This window comes from Campylobacter concisus (assembly GCF_003048875.2).
Classification (GTDB): domain Bacteria; phylum Campylobacterota; class Campylobacteria; order Campylobacterales; family Campylobacteraceae; genus Campylobacter_A; species Campylobacter_A concisus_AU.
In genome coordinates this window covers 73,417-89,591 of record NZ_CP049264.1, presented here as the reverse complement: position 1 = coordinate 89,591, position 16,175 = coordinate 73,417, and the positions used below count along the sequence as shown (strand labels likewise).

General features: G+C 40.3%; 9 protein-coding genes, 6 tRNA genes and 1 pseudogene. 7 read left to right on the top strand and 9 right to left on the bottom strand.

Annotated features, from left to right (window positions below; all coding sequences use genetic code 11):
* Positions 1-190: 190 nt before the first annotated feature.
* A complete protein-coding gene (typA, locus tag CVT07_RS00495) occupies positions 191-1,993 on the bottom strand; it encodes a translational GTPase TypA (RefSeq protein WP_004317297.1) in 1,803 nt (600 codons plus the stop codon).
* Between the two features lie 1,175 nt (positions 1,994-3,168).
* On the opposite strand from typA, the pseudogene CVT07_RS10310 reads away from it, so the two are divergent.
* From CVT07_RS10310 to CVT07_RS00470, 5 genes and pseudogenes are all read left to right on the top strand, one after another.
* Positions 3,169-3,555: pseudogene (locus CVT07_RS10310) on the top strand (flagellar hook-length control protein FliK); the annotation flags it as partial.
* A gap of 8 nt (positions 3,556-3,563) precedes the next feature.
* The gene (locus CVT07_RS00485; protein ID WP_103571804.1) at positions 3,564-4,271 is read left to right on the top strand and encodes a flagellar basal body rod modification protein; all 708 of its coding nucleotides are present in this window, start codon (positions 3,564-3,566) and stop codon (positions 4,269-4,271) included.
* 8 nt (positions 4,272-4,279) lie between these two features.
* Positions 4,280-5,878: a flagellar hook-basal body complex protein gene (locus tag CVT07_RS00480; protein ID WP_051257417.1), complete on the top strand. Its 1,599-nt coding sequence runs from the start codon at positions 4,280-4,282 to the stop codon at positions 5,876-5,878.
* Between the two features lie 166 nt (positions 5,879-6,044).
* Entirely contained in the window at positions 6,045-6,614 is a 570-nt protein-coding gene (locus CVT07_RS00475; protein ID WP_107936164.1) for a hypothetical protein, read from the top strand.
* Positions 6,615-6,634: 20 nt separating this feature from the next.
* Positions 6,635-9,076: a molybdopterin-dependent oxidoreductase gene (locus tag CVT07_RS00470; RefSeq protein ID WP_107936162.1), complete on the top strand. Its 2,442-nt coding sequence runs from the start codon at positions 6,635-6,637 to the stop codon at positions 9,074-9,076.
* A 1,752-nt stretch (positions 9,077-10,828) separates the two neighbouring features.
* Here the strand turns inward: CVT07_RS00470 and CVT07_RS00465 are convergent.
* From CVT07_RS00465 to CVT07_RS00435, 7 genes are all read right to left on the bottom strand, one after another.
* Positions 10,829-10,913: transfer RNA gene (locus CVT07_RS00465), tRNA-Leu, on the bottom strand.
* Between the two features lie 14 nt (positions 10,914-10,927).
* Positions 10,928-11,004, bottom strand: a tRNA-Arg gene (locus CVT07_RS00460).
* A 15-nt stretch (positions 11,005-11,019) separates the two neighbouring features.
* Positions 11,020-11,096: transfer RNA gene (locus tag CVT07_RS00455), tRNA-Arg, on the bottom strand.
* Between the two features lie 6 nt (positions 11,097-11,102).
* Positions 11,103-11,179 (bottom strand) — tRNA-His (locus CVT07_RS00450).
* A 9-nt stretch (positions 11,180-11,188) separates the two neighbouring features.
* Positions 11,189-11,266 (bottom strand) — tRNA-Pro (locus tag CVT07_RS00445).
* A 167-nt stretch (positions 11,267-11,433) separates the two neighbouring features.
* Positions 11,434-11,904, bottom strand: coding sequence for a prepilin-type N-terminal cleavage/methylation domain-containing protein (locus tag CVT07_RS00440; RefSeq protein WP_107936160.1), 471 nt, complete (start codon positions 11,902-11,904; stop codon positions 11,434-11,436).
* A 125-nt stretch (positions 11,905-12,029) separates the two neighbouring features.
* Positions 12,030-12,461 carry a type II secretion system protein gene (locus tag CVT07_RS00435; protein WP_107936158.1) on the bottom strand — a complete coding sequence of 144 codons (432 nt, stop codon included), beginning with the start codon at positions 12,459-12,461 and terminating at the stop codon, positions 12,030-12,032.
* Positions 12,462-12,608: 147 nt separating this feature from the next.
* Here CVT07_RS00435 and CVT07_RS00430 point away from each other — a divergent pair, with 147 nt between their 5' ends.
* Both CVT07_RS00430 and CVT07_RS00425 read left to right on the top strand, forming a co-directional pair.
* On the top strand, positions 12,609-13,472 hold the full coding sequence (locus CVT07_RS00430; protein WP_107936156.1) for a cytochrome-c peroxidase: 864 nt from the start codon (positions 12,609-12,611) through the stop codon (positions 13,470-13,472).
* Positions 13,465-15,882, top strand: coding sequence for a bifunctional diguanylate cyclase/phosphodiesterase (locus CVT07_RS00425; RefSeq protein ID WP_107936155.1), 2,418 nt, complete (start codon positions 13,465-13,467; stop codon positions 15,880-15,882). The genes CVT07_RS00430 and CVT07_RS00425 overlap by 8 nt, the downstream gene beginning before the upstream one ends.
* A gap of 210 nt (positions 15,883-16,092) precedes the next feature.
* Here the strand turns inward: CVT07_RS00425 and CVT07_RS00420 are convergent.
* Positions 16,093-16,167: transfer RNA gene (locus tag CVT07_RS00420), tRNA-Glu, on the bottom strand.
* Positions 16,168-16,175 lie beyond the last annotated feature (8 nt).

The following is a 16,175-nucleotide window of genomic DNA, read 5'->3' as shown; positions in this document are numbered from 1 at the left end:
AGCGCCAGAATCAAAAAATAGCCTTTATAAATTTAAAGCAGCCAAGCCCTAAATTTGGCTAAATTTAGCCCACTCCACTTGGCATAAATAGATAAATTTACAAGCTGATTATTAAATTGGGTTTGGGGATTAAATTTCACTTGCTAGCCCCTTTGGCTGGCACCAAAGGGAATTTGCTAGCAAATTTGGATTATAGTTTTGCTTTTCTTTTACGCTCTGTTGGGTCTAAATAGCGCTTGCGAACGCGAATATTTATAGGCGTAACCTCGACTAGCTCGTCGTCCTCTATCCACTCAAGCGCGCGCTCAAGGCTTAGCTTTCTAGGCGGAACTAGCTTGATCGCATCGTCACTACCACTTGCACGCACGTTCGTTAGGTTTTTGCCCTTGATAGGATTTACATCAAGGTCGTTTGGACGGCTGTGCTCACCGATGATCATGCCCACATAGACTTTTGCTTGTGGATCAAGAAATAGCACGCCACGATCTTGCAAGTTAAATAGCGAATAAGCAAGCGTTACGCCGTTTTCCATAGAAACTAAAGCGCCGTTTGTTCTGTGCTCGACGGTGCCGCTTAGTGGTCTAAACTCCAAAAAGCTATGGTTCATAACGCCCTCGCCTTTTGTATCAGTCAAAAACTGGCTTCTAAAGCCGATAAGGCCGCGCGCTGGGATTTCAAATTCGATCCTTGTTTGACCGTCGCCTGTTGGGTTCATAGAGACCATTTCGGCCTTTCTTTTGCCTAGTTTTTCTATGACAGTGCCTGTCGTATCATCAGGCGCGTCGATAACCAAAAGCTCGTATGGCTCGCATTTTACGCCGTTTATCTCTTTTACGATGACCTCAGGTCTGCCAAGTAAAAACTCATAGCCCTCGCGGCGCATATTTTCAGCCAAAATGGTGATCTGAAGCTCGCCACGGCCGCTTACTTTAAATTTACCCTCACCGATGTTTTCATACTTCATCGCGATATTTGTCTTCATCTCGTTTGCAAGGCGCTCATCGATCTTATTTGATGTGACGTGTTTGCCCTCAGTGCCCGCTAGTGGGCCGTCATTTACAGAAAATACAACGCTAAGTGTTGGCTCTTCGATATGGAGCGGATCAAGCGGATGTGGGTTGTTTGGATCAACGACGCTATCGCCAACGTCAAGCGCGTCAAAGCCAGCGATCGCTACGATGTCGCCAGTGCCAGCCTCGTTTATATCGATCCTATCAAGTCCCATAAAGCCGATAAGCTTTGAAATTCTACCAGTTGTCTTTGTGCCATCAGCCTTTGCAAGCATGACGTTTTGGTTTTTAGCTATCTTGCCGTTAAAAATCCTCGCGATGCCGATCTTGCCGACGTAGTTGTCATAATCAAGCGTAAAAACTTGAAGCTGAAGTGGGTTCTCGTCGCTGCCGCTTGGAGCTGGCACGTGAGCTAGGATAGTCTCAAAAAGTGGCTGCATATCTTTGTTTTCATCGCTTAGTTTTAGTTTTGCGTAGCCATTTTTTGCAGCGGCATAAACGACTGGGAATTCTAACTGCTCATCGTTTGCATCAAGTGCGACAAAAAGGTCAAAAATTTCATTTATAACGCGGTCTGGATCGCCTGCAGGCTTATCTATCTTATTTACGACGACGATTGGGCGAAGTCCAAGTGAGAGCGCCTTTTTGACGACAAATTTAGTTTGTGGCATAACGCCCTCTTGCGCATCAACAAGTAGTAAAACGCCATCAACCATCTTAAGAACACGCTCTACTTCGCCACCAAAGTCGGCGTGGCCTGGGGTGTCGATGATGTTGATCTTTGTATCTTTGTAGCGAATGGCGGTGTTTTTAGAAAGGATCGTGATGCCACGCTCTCTTTCGATGTCGTTGCTATCCATTACACGCTCGCCAAGGTTTTGATGCTCGTTAAATGTTCCTGACTGCTTCAAAAGCTCATCAACCATTGTTGTCTTACCGTGGTCGACGTGCGCGATAACGGCTATATTTCGTATCTTTTCCAAATGTTTCTCCGTTTATTAGTTTGATATTTTTCGCTTTATCAGTTTTAAAATAGGGGCAGATTATAGCCAAATTTTTATAAATTTTAAGCTGATATCAAGAAATTAATTTTTGGAATAGATTTTGCATGTAAGCGTTAAGTTTTTAAATTTAAAGGGATTAAATGCAAGCTTACACAGCGAAAAACAACGTAGATTTGCTAGCTCCTGCGGCTACTAAAAAGCCTACGGCTGCGAAGAAGTCTCAAAACAACGGCGAGTTTTTGTCGATGGTTTTGGATGCGGCTGCGAGCAAGGCAAATAGCGGTCAAAAGATCACCGAAAAGGATGTCAAAGAGATAGTAAAAACTGTTGATATCCAAAAAGAGACGATAGAAAAGGCGCAAAACGAAAGCGTGGCAAAAATTTCAGCCGCACTTGAAGAAAATTTGGACGAAGATACAAAAAATGAGCTCTATGAAAATGCAAATTTCATGCAGCTTTTGCAAGTTTTAGAGATACTAAACGGCAATGAAAAGGTAAGTAAATTTCCAAATTTCAGCGACAAAATAGCAAATTTCTTAAGTGTGCCCCAAAACGTCGAAGAGCTTAGCAACGTTAAAAGCGTTAGCGATCTTATCGATCTTGCTAAGAAATTTGACCTTGGCCTTGAAAATATAGAAATTTCAAATGAAGATGTGCCAAAACTAAACGAGATGTTTAAAAATTTGGGCAAGCAGGAATTTTTCACGCCGATAAAGACTGAGGACAAGCCTTTTTACTTAAAAGAGCTAAAAAACGAGGTCGAGCAAACTATCATCAAAAACGAGCCAAAAGAGGTCGTAAAGCTTGATACTTTGCTAAAAGAGGTGGTGGCAAATCCAGTCAGCGAAGTTAAAAATTTAGTCAAAGAAGAGCCTAAAAAACTAGATGATAGTGAAGTAAAGCTTGATGATGAGATAGTGGATATTGAGCCAGATGAGCAGCCAAAAGAGCCAAAAGTAAAGGTAAATTTACACGAGCAAAAGGCGCAAAAAGCCCCAACTCTTGAGTCGCTACTCTTTCCAGAAAGAGAGCAGATGAGCGAGGCTGAGCCAAGCGAGGAGACATTTAGCAGCGACAATAAATCAGAGCTAAATCAAATGGTAAAAGATATCGCAAACAGCGCTAAACACCAGCTTCAAACAAAGGCAGAGATAAAAGAGACGCTTAGTAATTTCTCTTCTACACTAAAAGAGCAGGTGCAAAACTACAAAGCGCCGATCACTCGCTTTAACATCACGCTTAACCCGCTAAATTTAGGCGAGGTCGAGATCACGATGGTTAATCGCGGCAATAATTTGCATGTAAATTTTAGCTCGACCACAGCTACGATGAACCTCTTTTTACAAAACCAAGCTGAGTTTAAAAACAGCCTTGTAAATATGGGATTTACCGAGCTTGAGATGAATTTCTCAGACCAAAACCAAAGACAAGAAAAAAGAGAACAAGCAAAGAACAAATATAGCTCAAATCAAAGCGACGAGAGCGAAAACGCTCAAGCGGAACAAAGCTTGCTTGAGCTAGTAATACCAAGATATATTTAGGAGAGATTATGGCTTCAGTTTCAGATATAACTACACAAACAACGCAACAAAAAAATGCCGAGAAAAAGGCAAAAGCAAGACAAGACGCTGCAGCTAGCACAGGAACTAATCCAAATGGACAGCTAGATAAAGATGCATTTATGAAGCTACTTTTAACCGAGCTTCAGTACCAAGACCCAACAAGCCCTATGGATACTGAAAAGATGCTAACGCAAACTAGCCAGCTAGCATCAGTCGAGATGCAAGAAAATACAAACAAAGCGATGAAAGAGCTAGTAAGTCAGCTAAAGTCAAACGCAAATGCCTACGCTATCTCAGCCCTTGGCAAGATGGTTTCAACTGGCTCAAATGCAGTCACACTAACAGATGAGAAAAAAGATGCAAAATTTGCGCTTTACTTTAAGACAGATCTCGCAAATGGCAAAATCGAGGTCAAAAACGCAAATGGTCAAGTCGTAAGAACAACTGATCTAAGCGAGACAAATGCAGGCGTTCATAACCTAGCTTGGGACGGCAAAGACGCGTCTGGCAACCAAGTGCCAAATGGCTCATACACCATTTCAGCGACTTACACTGGCAAAGATGGCAAAGAGTATAAAACACAAGTAGGCAACTACCCAGTCGAGGCGGTGAAATTTGTAGATGGCAAGGCTATGATGAAGGTAGCTGGCGAATACGTTTCAATGGATAAAGTATCTGAATATTACGAGGGCTAAAAGCCATGATGAGAGGTTTTTACAACGGGGTTAGCGGCATCAAGACGCAAAGCTTTGGCATGGATGTTTGGTCAAACAACATCTCAAACATAAATAATGTCGGTTTCAAAGCTTCAATCCCTGAGTTTAAAAATTTAATAAACCAAAACCTAGTCTCAGCAGGAAGTGGCCCAACTAGCGATCAAGTGGGACTTGGAGCTACTAAGCAAACGACTGCACTTGACATGTCAAATGGTAGCTTTCAAAGCACTGATAACAACTTTGACCTTGCTATAGGCGGAGATGGCTTCTTTGGCGTTGTCGATAAAACAGGCAAAAACTACTACACAAGAACAGGCACTTTTGATATAGACGCGGCTGGAAATTTAGTAGATACTAGGGGAAATTTACTCCTTGGCACGCTTGCAAATTTCACTCCGACCACGCCAAGTGCAACCGCTCTTAAAAAATATGGTCAAACCTCAAGCGCCCCACAAGCTTACACAGTCTCGCAAGAGGAGCTAAGTCTGGGCGATCCTGGCTCGCAAAAAGGCATAACACTGCCTCATTTTTTATTTATGCCAGCTGAGGCTACTACAAACATCAGCCTAAAAGGCAATCTAAACTCAACCCGCATAACAGATAAAAAAACAACAGCGCTTGATGCTAGCCAATACGCCTACACGCTTGATAATACAAACAAGACGATCTCACTAAACGGACAGATCCCACTAAGCACCACATCTCTTGGCGCAAAAGCTGGCGACAGCGTGGTCGTAAAAGTAAAAGACGGCGATGGTAAATTTAGCGAGTTTTCAACCACGCTTGAGGGTGACGGCACTTGGCAGATAAACGATAAGAGCCTTAAATTTATGGATTTTGCAAATTTAGAGGTAAATGCCGAAGTCACCTCACTCGTTGAAGTGCCAAACAAAGAAAAGCTAACCTCTGATATCTACAACGCAGACGGCACAAAGAGCTTGGTCACTATAAATTTAACCAAGCAGATCCCACAAGCTGGCGACCAGACTATCTGGGACGCGGTGGCGACAATAACTGATGCTAGCGGAGCCGTGCAAAACACAGCAATGGGCTCACTTACATTTAATGGCAGTGGCAGGCTTGTGGCAAATACACTAACAAGCGTTGGCGGCGTAAATTTAAACTTCGAGGGCGACGGCGATGCGGACGTTTATAATGGCATGACAAGCTCAGCAAACGCTAGAAAAGACTTCAACATAAAAAGAGATGGCTACGCTGAGGGGCTTTTATCAAAATATAGCGTCGATGATCGTGGCAACATCATGGCAAATTTCGACAATACTAGAGCATTCCCTGTGGCAAAAGTGGCGCTTTATCACTTTATAAACGACCAAGGCGTGGCAAAGGTTGGCGACAATCTTTATGAAGCCACAGCCAACTCTGGCGAGCCATTTTTTTACAAAAACAAAGCTGGCGAGACCGTTTATGGGGCGCAAATTTTAGCAAACAAGCTTGAGATGAGTAACGTCGATCTTGGTCAAGCACTAAGCGAAGTGATCGTCACACAAAAGGCCTACGAAGCGAGCGCAAAAAGCATCACGACAAGTGATGAGATGATACAAACTGCTATCCAGATGAAGAAATAATCCTTAAAGTAAATTTGGGCGAGCGATCGCCCTATTTTTATAACTTTAAATTTACTTTAGCCCTTTCAAATCCCCTAAAATACTCACTTTTCTCTAAATATAGCAATATAATTTTAAGCGTGCTGGTTATAAAATTCATTTAATTTCTTTTTTTAAGGATTGTCAAATGAAAATGCTATTTTTAGCCCCAGTGCTAGCATGTAGTCTTGCCTTTGGTGCTGATGTGATCGCAAAAGACGCAAACATTACGCTTGATGGCAAGATGATCGGTAAGATCGAGGTTTTAACGCCAGTTGAAGTCTTAGAAAAAGGCGATAAAACGAGTAAGATCAAGGTTAGTGGTGTAGTGTCGGCAAACTACTTGGCCCAGCTTCAAAGAAGCGTAGAAGACCCTGAAGTTTTTGTAGCTTTTGATGACGAGAGCGAGGCAAATTTCAAAAAAGTAAAAGAGCTTGAAGATGACTATGGCGAGGTTTGGTACCAAGCTGATGGCGTTTATGAAGTGCCAAATGACGCGCTTGGTGGCAACCAAAAAGAGCTTTACGCAAAGGCAAAGAAAATTTACGAAGAGACCTGCTCTGCTTGTCACAGGCTGCACGAACCAAACAGCTTTACAGCGGCGCAGTGGCCAGCAAATTTACAAGGCATGGTAGACGCGAAATTTGTCGCACTTGACGAAACCGACCTAAATTTAGTGCTTAAATACCTACAACACAATGCCAAAAAAGTAAAATAAATTTTCATAAGGGAGAAAATATGAAAAGACGAGATTTTATAAAATTTTCTGCACTTGCTGCCACAGCAGCGCAGGCAAACAAGATAGAGGGCGTGACAAAGACCATTTTTGACCAAAACAAAACCTTTGGCGCAAATAGATTTGGTCTATTTTGGGCAAATACCAACTCAAATCAAATCGTCTCTGTTGATCCATTTGAGGGCGATAAATTCCCAAATACCATGAACAATAGCTTGCCAGACCTCATCCAAAACGAAAGCCGCGTGCTCTATCCATACGTGAGAAAGAGCTACCTAAAGGCAAAAGGCGCAGCAAAGAGCGAGCTTCGTGGCAAAGAGGAATTTGTGCGTGTTAGCTGGGAGACGGCACTTGATCTAGCAGCAAAAGCCTTAAAAGAAAATTTCGACAAATATGGCCCTGAGAGCATCTACGGCGAGTGCTACTGGTGGGGCGGCAGCGGTAAGATCAGCTGGGGCAGGACCGTTGGTCACAGGATGCTAAAAGTGCTTGGCGGATACGTCGAAGAGAGTGGCGACTACTCAACTGGAGCTGGCCTTGTCATCATGCCTCACGTCCTAGGCAACAGCGCCGTTTATGACGCTCCGACAAAGTGGGAGGCCATCGCTAAAAACGCTAAAAACGTTGTATTTTGGGGCACTGACCCGCTTGTAACTGGTCAAATTTCATGGCAACCACCAACACATGATGGCTATCTTGGCATCAAAAAGATAAAAGAGGCAGGTATAAAAACTTATAGCGTTTGCGTCTTTAAAAACGACACCACAAGATACCTTGGCTCTGAAGCCATCATCGTTCGTCCAAATACCGACGTAGCAATGATGCTTGGCATGTGCCACTATCTATATGAAAACAAGCTTTATGACGAAGAATTTATCAAAAAATACACAGTTGGCTTTAATAAATTTAAAGACTACCTACTTGGCACAACCGACAAAGTGGTCAAAGATATCAACTGGGCGAGCAAAATTTGCGGCGTAAAAGCTGAGGATATCGCTAAATTTGCAACAGCACTTGCAAAAGAGCCAAGTGTCATAATCGCAGGCAGGTCGCTTCAAAGACAAGATCACGGCGAGATGAGCTTTTGGGGCATAGTAACACTTAGTGCGATGCTAGGTCAGATAGGCAAAGAGGGTCTTGGATTTGAGTTTAACCTCAACTACGCAAATGGCGCTACAGACAAGATCGCTCCGTCGCTAAAAGGCATCAGCACCAGCATCAGCGAGAAATACGACAACGTAGATGGCGCTCCTTGGAAGAAATTTAAAAACGTCACCATCCCATCTTCAAGATCGATCGAGGCTTTGCAAAACCCTGGCAAAGAGATAGACTATGACGGCTCAAAGATCAAGCTACCACACATGAGAGTGGCTTACATGGCGTCTGGATCGATGTTTACAAGGCATCAGGATGTAAATAACGCCGTAAAAGCATGGCGTAAATTTGACACCGTAATAACCGCTGAGCCATTTTGGACAAGCACAGCAAAACTAAGCGACATCGTCTTGCCAGTAGCCCTTGAAGTCGAGAGAAACGACATCAACCAAAGCGTGCCTACAAACGAATACATCGTAGCTTATAAACCTATCGTAGAGCCTATGGGTGAGAGCAGGAGCGATTACTGGATCTGCTCACAAATTTGCAAACGCTGGGGCAGAGAAGAGGTCTTTACAGAGGGCAAAGATGAGCTTGGCTGGGCGAAAGAATTTTACGCAGATGCAGCCGAGCAAGCTAAAGGCATAAATGTCAAGATGCCAAGCTTTGATGAGTTTTGGAAAGAGGGATATGTTAGATTTGAGCAAGATGACGAAGCTAGCAGATACTACACAAGGCTTAGCGCTTTTAGAGAAAATCCTCACAAAAACCGCCTAGGCACGCCATCTGGCAAGATAGAGCTCTACTCTCCAACTATCGCTAAATTTGGCTACAAAGACTTTGCGCCACACGTTGCTTGGATCGAGCCGTTTGAGTGGCTTGGCAGCGAAAAAGCCAAAAAGTATCCATTTAGCGTCACAACCCCACACTCAAGATACCGCCTCCACTCACAGCTAAATAACTCAATAATCAGAAACTACGCTGAAGTATGCGCAAGAGAGCCAATGCTCATAAACGTAAATGACGCCAAAGCAAAAGGCATCGCGACTGGCGACGTGGTGAGAGTATTTAACGACAGGGGCGAAATTTTAGTCGGCGCGCTAGTCACTGACATCATCCCAGAGCACGTCATCGCCATCTGCGAGGGTGCGTGGTACGATCCTGAAGTGCTAGGCGAAAAGAGCCTTTGCAAACACGGCTGCGTCAATGTCCTAACTCGCGACAAAGGCACATCTAGCATCGCTCAAAGCAACTGCGGACACACGATCCTTGTAAATTTAGAAAAATACAAAGGCGAGATCAAACCGATCACCGCGTTTTCTAAACCAAAAATTTTGCAATCTTTGTAGAATTTATAAATTTAGCCCTCACTTGGGGGCTAAATTTGATCATTTGCTAATTTTAATCAAAATATCTTGTGGCTTAAATTTGATCCATAGTTAGTCTAATCAACCTGCCCTAAGGCGCTAAATATCACTTATGAAAAACAACTGGCGCTAAAATTTATCTATAAAACCAAAATGATCGCTACTAAATTTATGTTTTCGTAAATTTAGGCACGCTTATCGCCTAACCAAAAGCTACAAAGCAAACAAATTTCTATATCTTTTAAAAAAATGCTACCCTGAAGTGCTTTTAGATCAAGATGATTGCTGAGCAAATTTCGCAGTCAGTGTAAATTTGGCTAAAAATTTGTTAGTAAAATTTTTGATTTAAGTCTGAAGCAATTAAATTTCGTCGTAAATTTTCGTGCTGCTAAGTTTTCTCGTCAAATTTAATGAGAGCAGCAATCATAGCTAACTCCATTGTCACTAGTTCTCAAAACACTGTTACCAACACAAGGCAAGCTTTTTTAATAGCACAAATTCACAATCCACCTTGTTTTTACTCTTTAAATTTAGCTCAAGATACAAATTTACTAGCAGAATTTGGCTCCTGAGATAGTTAAATTTGGTCGTAAATTCTATGTTATTAAAAATTTTGATGAGAATACATCAACTATAACCAACTGCGTTGTCGATAGCCACAAGCAATGCTCCCGCACATAATAACAGCATTTTATAGTAGTTCAAATTTATTACTTCTTTTTGTAAATTTACCCTGTTTTATCTTTTTAAATTTAGCTCCAGAAATGTTTAAATTTAGGCGCAAATTTCTATTTGTAGTCAAATTTAGCAACTCCGTAATTATTCGCCCCTATTATCACGAGCCATTAGGACATCGCAGAAATAAACCATAAAAACGCATCTTTTCTGATAGCTCAAATTTAGCGCTTTTGTTGCAAATTTGGTCTCTTTTTTAAATATCGTAGCTTCAAAAATTTAAGCCACAGCAAACAAATTTAGCCATAAATTTCTATCTCATTTGGTTTTGTAGTTAAATTTGGGCATATCAACCGCAACCAACTTTACGCTACATTTGATAAACCTTGCCTTCATACAACCTACAAAAGCCGTCTTTACCCGATAAATTTACCGCCCACATTTCAAATTTGGCTTATTTTATTATTTGAAATCACAGCGTCCAAATTTTTAAATTTAAACCCAAAAAACTAGATTTAGTCCTAAAATTTTATGTTTTTAGACTTTACCACTAATTACTACAAATCGCACAAGAATATGCTTATCTAATAGTTCAAATAGACTACCTCTATTGTTTTTAAGTATCACAGCCTTAACGTTTTAAATTTACACCCAAAATGACTAAATTTGACCCCTAGATTTTTAAAATTTGCACTCAAATTTAGTAATAGTGCCTCGTCTGCAACCAACCGATCTTTCTACCCCGCACTGATCGATCCTCTTTAAGCCAAAAGCGCGCTATCAAACTCATCAAAAATGGCTCAAAATGCTCATCAAACCCAATCAACACGCGTCTTCAAGCATTGCTAAAAGCGGTAACCTCGACACTAACACACTTGCTCTAGGTTTTTATTGTCTCTTTGTTTCTAATGGCGCAAGAATTTGATCTATAAATTTTATAAATTTAATGCAGATCGTTTGATAAATAAAAATTTCAACTAAATTTTAAATAAGCAAATTTAATAAATTCAAATGAAAATCGAGTTTTTTAGAAGTTTTAAAGATGGATTTTAAAAAAGATGGTGCGGATGAGAGGACTTGAACCTCCACGCCGTGGGGCACCAGATCCTAAGTCTGGCGTGTCTGCCAATTTCACCACATCCGCACAACAATAATAAGTGGTACGCCCATCAGGATTCGAACCTGAGGCCTACGGCTTAGAAGGCCGTTGCTCTATCCAGCTGAGCTATGAGCGCATAAAGTCTTTCAAGTGGCGCGCCCGATAGGAGTCGAACCCATAACCTACAGATCCGAAGTCTGTCGCTCTATCCAATTGAGCTACGAGCGCCCAAAATGGGGTGAGTGATGGGAATCGAACCCACGACCCTCAGGACCACAATCTGATGCTCTAACCGACTGAGCTACACTCACCATTTAACATGGTCGGGGTGAAAGGATTCGAACCTTCGGCCCTCTGGTCCCAAACCAGATGCGCTAACCAGACTGCGCTACACCCCGCCTGAGTCGTGTTTGTAAGTTTATGCCACTACCTCATTAAAAAGTCGCATTGTATCTAAAAATGTTATTGTTGTCAAGAAAAAATTAGTTTTGGACTTTATTTTTATAAAATTTCAAGAATTAAGTGTAAATTTCAGACTTTAAAGCTTTTTGAAAAAAATACCTAGCTAAAAAACGATGCGAACAGCACTAAAGCTGATATGAGCTGGCAATGCTCCTTGTGCTGGCTTTATCATGGTCTGGCTAAAGCGCTTAAATTCTGGAGCTTGCCAAAGCTTTTTGCATAAGCCTTGCTCACTGATATCTACTCCTAAGCAGCTTTGGTCTGCAGCAAAGAATTTTAATGAAATGCACCTTTCGTTTTTGGCAAAAAAGCCAAGATCGCCAGAGCTATCCAAAATCCCAGCATTTGTCATCTCTTTAAATTTAACTTTATTGTTTGTAGTATCAAGAGCTAGTTTGCCTTGTGATATATAGTAGGCATTTATCTCTTCGATAGCGGTTCTAATCTCCGCCATAGTCTTTACTAAGACCGCATCATCTCTTGTAGCGATTATCCTTGGGATAGCGATCGCAGCTAATATGCCGATGACAACTATAATTAGAATTAGTTCGATCATAGTAAAAGCTTTTTTCATTACTTCATCCTTGAATTTGAAGTTGCGAGATTATAACTAGAATTTTTATAAATGAAAGATAAATTTTAAAATTAAATTAAAGAAGAGCGGCAAGGAATTTCTCCTTGCCAAAAAATTATATATTTTTAGTATTTTATACCCATGCCACCAAATTTAAGCGTGTTGGCTGTCTTATTGTCGCTGCTTTCAATTAATGTTTTAACATTTGCTAAACCTGGTAATTCCCAAACTTTTGCACAAAGACCATTTACTCCTATTTCTAGTCCTATCTCTCCGCTTGTTGCATTTCCAGTACCTGCTTTTATTTTCAAACAATCGTCTTTATTTTTTATTTTTATCGGGCTTTTTACGTTTGACATTTTAGAAGCATCGGCAAATTCACCTTGTGAAGTGTAATAAGAACCCAAATCATTAATAAATGTTTGTATATTTGCAGCAGTTTTTGCTATCTCTGCATCATCCCTTGTTGCAGCTAGTCTTGGTATAGCGACTGCGGCTAATATGCCTAAAATCACGATCACGAAGATCAACTCGATCATTGTAAAACCTTTTTTCATGGTTTCCTCCTTGAAATTAAAAATTTGGCGGATTATACAACATTTTTTTCAAAATGCAAATAAAAACTAAATTTTTTACAATTTAGCCGATTTGGTAGTTATGAAAAATAATTCCGCTATAATGACGCTCAAGAATATGGAGATTTTATGAAAAAAGTTTTATTTTGGATGGTAGTATCTTTTTGCATTTTGAGCGCAAATTCATCATTTGAGCCAGTGCTTTCATCAAAATATAACGAAAAACAAGCTTACATCGGTAAGAAGCTCTTTTTTGACAAAAGACTAAGCACCACTGAAAACTACTCATGCGAAACTTGCCACAACTTATACTGGAATTTAAGTGGCACAAACTCATCTTACACCAGCCAAAAAGGCGTTATAAACCCACCTAGCGTGCTAAATTCGGCTTTAAATTTTCTATTTTTTACTGATGGCAGAGTAAGAAGCTTAAAAGATCAGGTAAAAGAGTCGATAAATTCTAGAAATGAGCTAAATTCAAACAAAGATGAGATAGTAAAAAAAGTAAAAAGCATAGGCGAGTATGGGATTTTATTTAATGATGCATATAGTGATGGCATAAACTATGAAAATATAGTAGGTGCTTTGGCAGAATTTGAAAAGGCTATTTTAAGCATAGATTCGCCATTTGATGAGTATCTAGCTGGCAATGACGACTCCATAAACGCTGAGGCAAAAAAGGGCTTTGAACTCTTTAATAAAATAGGCTGTGTGGCATGCCACAATGGTAGAAATTTAGGTGGAAATTTGATGCAAAACGTGGGCTTAAAGGATGCTAGTGAGAGCAGGCGCCTTATGCGTGTGCCTTCGCTTAGAAATGTAGTAAGAACAGCTCCATATCTAAGTAGTGGCGAAATGAGTGATCTAAAAGAAGTCATAGGCTTTGTGAGCTATCATCAGCTGATCCATACACTAAATAGCGAAGAGATAGGGCAAATTTATAAATTTTTGCTAACACTAAATGGACGCAGACCTAGGATACTAAATGAATAAAAGACAAGCAAATATCATCTTAATCGTCCTAGCAATCATCTTTTTCTTTAGCTCAACCTATATCTACATGGCAAATAAAGCAGTTACTGCTGTTAGTAAATTTAACGATACGATCTTAAGTCTTATCTTGCTAGATAACGAGCTAAGCTTCACCCTAGAGAACAACGTACTTCGCTTAAACTACGACGATGTAAATAAAAATTTAAGAAGTTTTGATCAAAATTTAACCAAGCTTGATGAGCTAAACGCGATCATACAGGTCTTTTACCAAGAGAAAAATGCCAAAACTTTAAAGGTCATAAACGACGACTTTTTAAAAAAACAAAGGCTTGTAGATAGGTCAAACTACGCTAGCTCGTCAATGGCTGCTTATATCTTATCAGGTGAGTTTGAAATAGCATCAGAAAAGAAGCTAGATGCGCTTAATGTGATATTTCACGCGATAAAAAGCTCAGCCCTAATCAGCCCCGAAACGCTAAATCAAACAAAAGAGCAGATAGAAAAGTATAAAGATACTTACAAAAACGACACAAAAGCGATCTTGGTGCTAAATAAGGCAACTTACGCGCTTGAATTTGCAAAAAACCTAAGTGCCGTAGCTCAAGACTCTGTTGATCTAAAACTTGGAGAAACACTAAGAAAATTTAGAGATGACACCCTAGCCTCTTACAAAATAATGATACGAAATATAGTAATAATGCAAGTGCTTTGTTTTATCAGCTTTGTGCTATTTTGCGCACTGGCCTTTTACCAAGCAAGGGTGCTAACCAAGCAGCAAAAACAAATAAAACTACTAAAAACGACAGTGGATGCGGGACACAGCTCGATAGTCTTTTGCGACAATAACAATAAAATTTTATATGTAAATAAAACCTTTGAGGCAAAAAGTGGATATAAACTAAAAGATGTTGTCGGAAAAAGCCCTAAAATTTTAAAATCAAACATGCACCCAGAGAGCTTTTATGCTGAGATAAGAAATGCCATAAATAAGCATACTTCTTGGGAAAGCGACGAGCTGATAAGCAGAACAAAAAGTGGCAAACTGCTCTATGAAAAGGTGCGTTTTGCGCCATTTTTCTTTGAGGGCAAGCTAGAGGGCTACATGGCTATAAAGCTTGATAGGACAAAAGAGCTTAGCATGCTTAAAGAGCTAACTCAAAAAAATGAGCAGATAAAAATTCAATCCTCAATCGACAAGCTAACTGGCTTTGGAAACTACTTTGCCCTAACTGAGATGATAGAGGCGAAAAAAGATGGAATTTTGATCAGCATAAGCATCAAAAACTATAAGATGCTAAGATTTTTCTACCAAAACAAAGTCATCGAAGCCATGCTAAAAGCGGTGGCAAATACGCTAAAACTCTGCGTTGATACCTACTCTATAAATGCTGAGCTATTTAGATTTCAAGATGATGCGTTTTACATCTGGTATCAAGGCGATGACATCGTTAGAGATATCGGCTTTATAAAAGAGTATTTTAACTTTAGTAGGATGAATATCGAGATAGATGGTAAATTTGAAAACCTGCCTGGCATCAAGATAACTCTTGGCGTATCTTTATCAAATGACACGCCGCAAACAAACCGCCTAATGCAGTCGATCCTAGCCAATCAACAAGCAAGCGATAGCGGCAACGAGATCTACTACTACCTAGAAAACGACGCGATCGAGATGAGATACTATAAAAACCAACTCATAACCGAACTCATCGAGTATGCCCTAGAAAACGATAAGGTGATAGTCGAGTGTCAGGGGATTTTTAACGTGCATGAAAATGAGACAGAGGCAAAATACTACGAAGTTTTGGTGCGCATAGTCGATCAAAATGGAAAGATCCGCTACCCAGGCGAATTTTTAGAGATCGCGATGAAAACGCAACTTTATCTTCAGATAACAAAAAAAGTGATCGCTCTAGCCTTTGATCTAGTTAAAAAATATCCAGACTATACATTTTCTATCAACCTTTCAAGCTCGGATCTAACAGATCCAGGCGTGAGAGAAATTTTAGATGAAAAGCTAGAGAGCTGCCCAGATCCAAGTAGAGTTTGCTTTGAGATGCTAGAGAGCGAAGAGCTTAGCGACTACGGCATGGCAAATGAATTTATAAAAAGAGCTAAAAAATATGGATGTAAAATCTCAATCGATGACTTTGGCTCTGGCTACTCTAACTACTACCGAATTTTAGAGCTTGATATAGACAACATCAAGATAGATGGCTCGATCATCAAAAAGCTACCAACTGATGAAAACGCAAGGGTTTTGGTTGAGACTATCGTGAGCTTTGCTAGAAGACAAGGCTATAAGATAGTGGCTGAGTTTGTGAGCAATGAAGAAATTTTAGAATATATAAAGAAATTTGGAATTTCGTATGCACAGGGATTTTTACTAGGCAAGCCACATCAGATGTAAATTTCGCAGTTAATTTAGAGCCACTTAAAGGGCTAAATTTAACTGCTTTTTGCTTTTATACTCGCGCGAAATCTCTTTTTTAAATTTTACTAGACGTGAAATTTGATCTTTTTTACAAAACGAAAATTTAAGAATTTATTTTTAAAAGGCTTGAAATTTGGATTAACTAGATTTTAAAGCTTATGTGGATAAGATTTTGTCTTTTAGAAGTGGTGACCCATACGAGACTCGAACTCGTGTTACCGCCGTGAAAGGGCGATGTCCTAACCGCTAGACGAATGGGCCACGGTCGG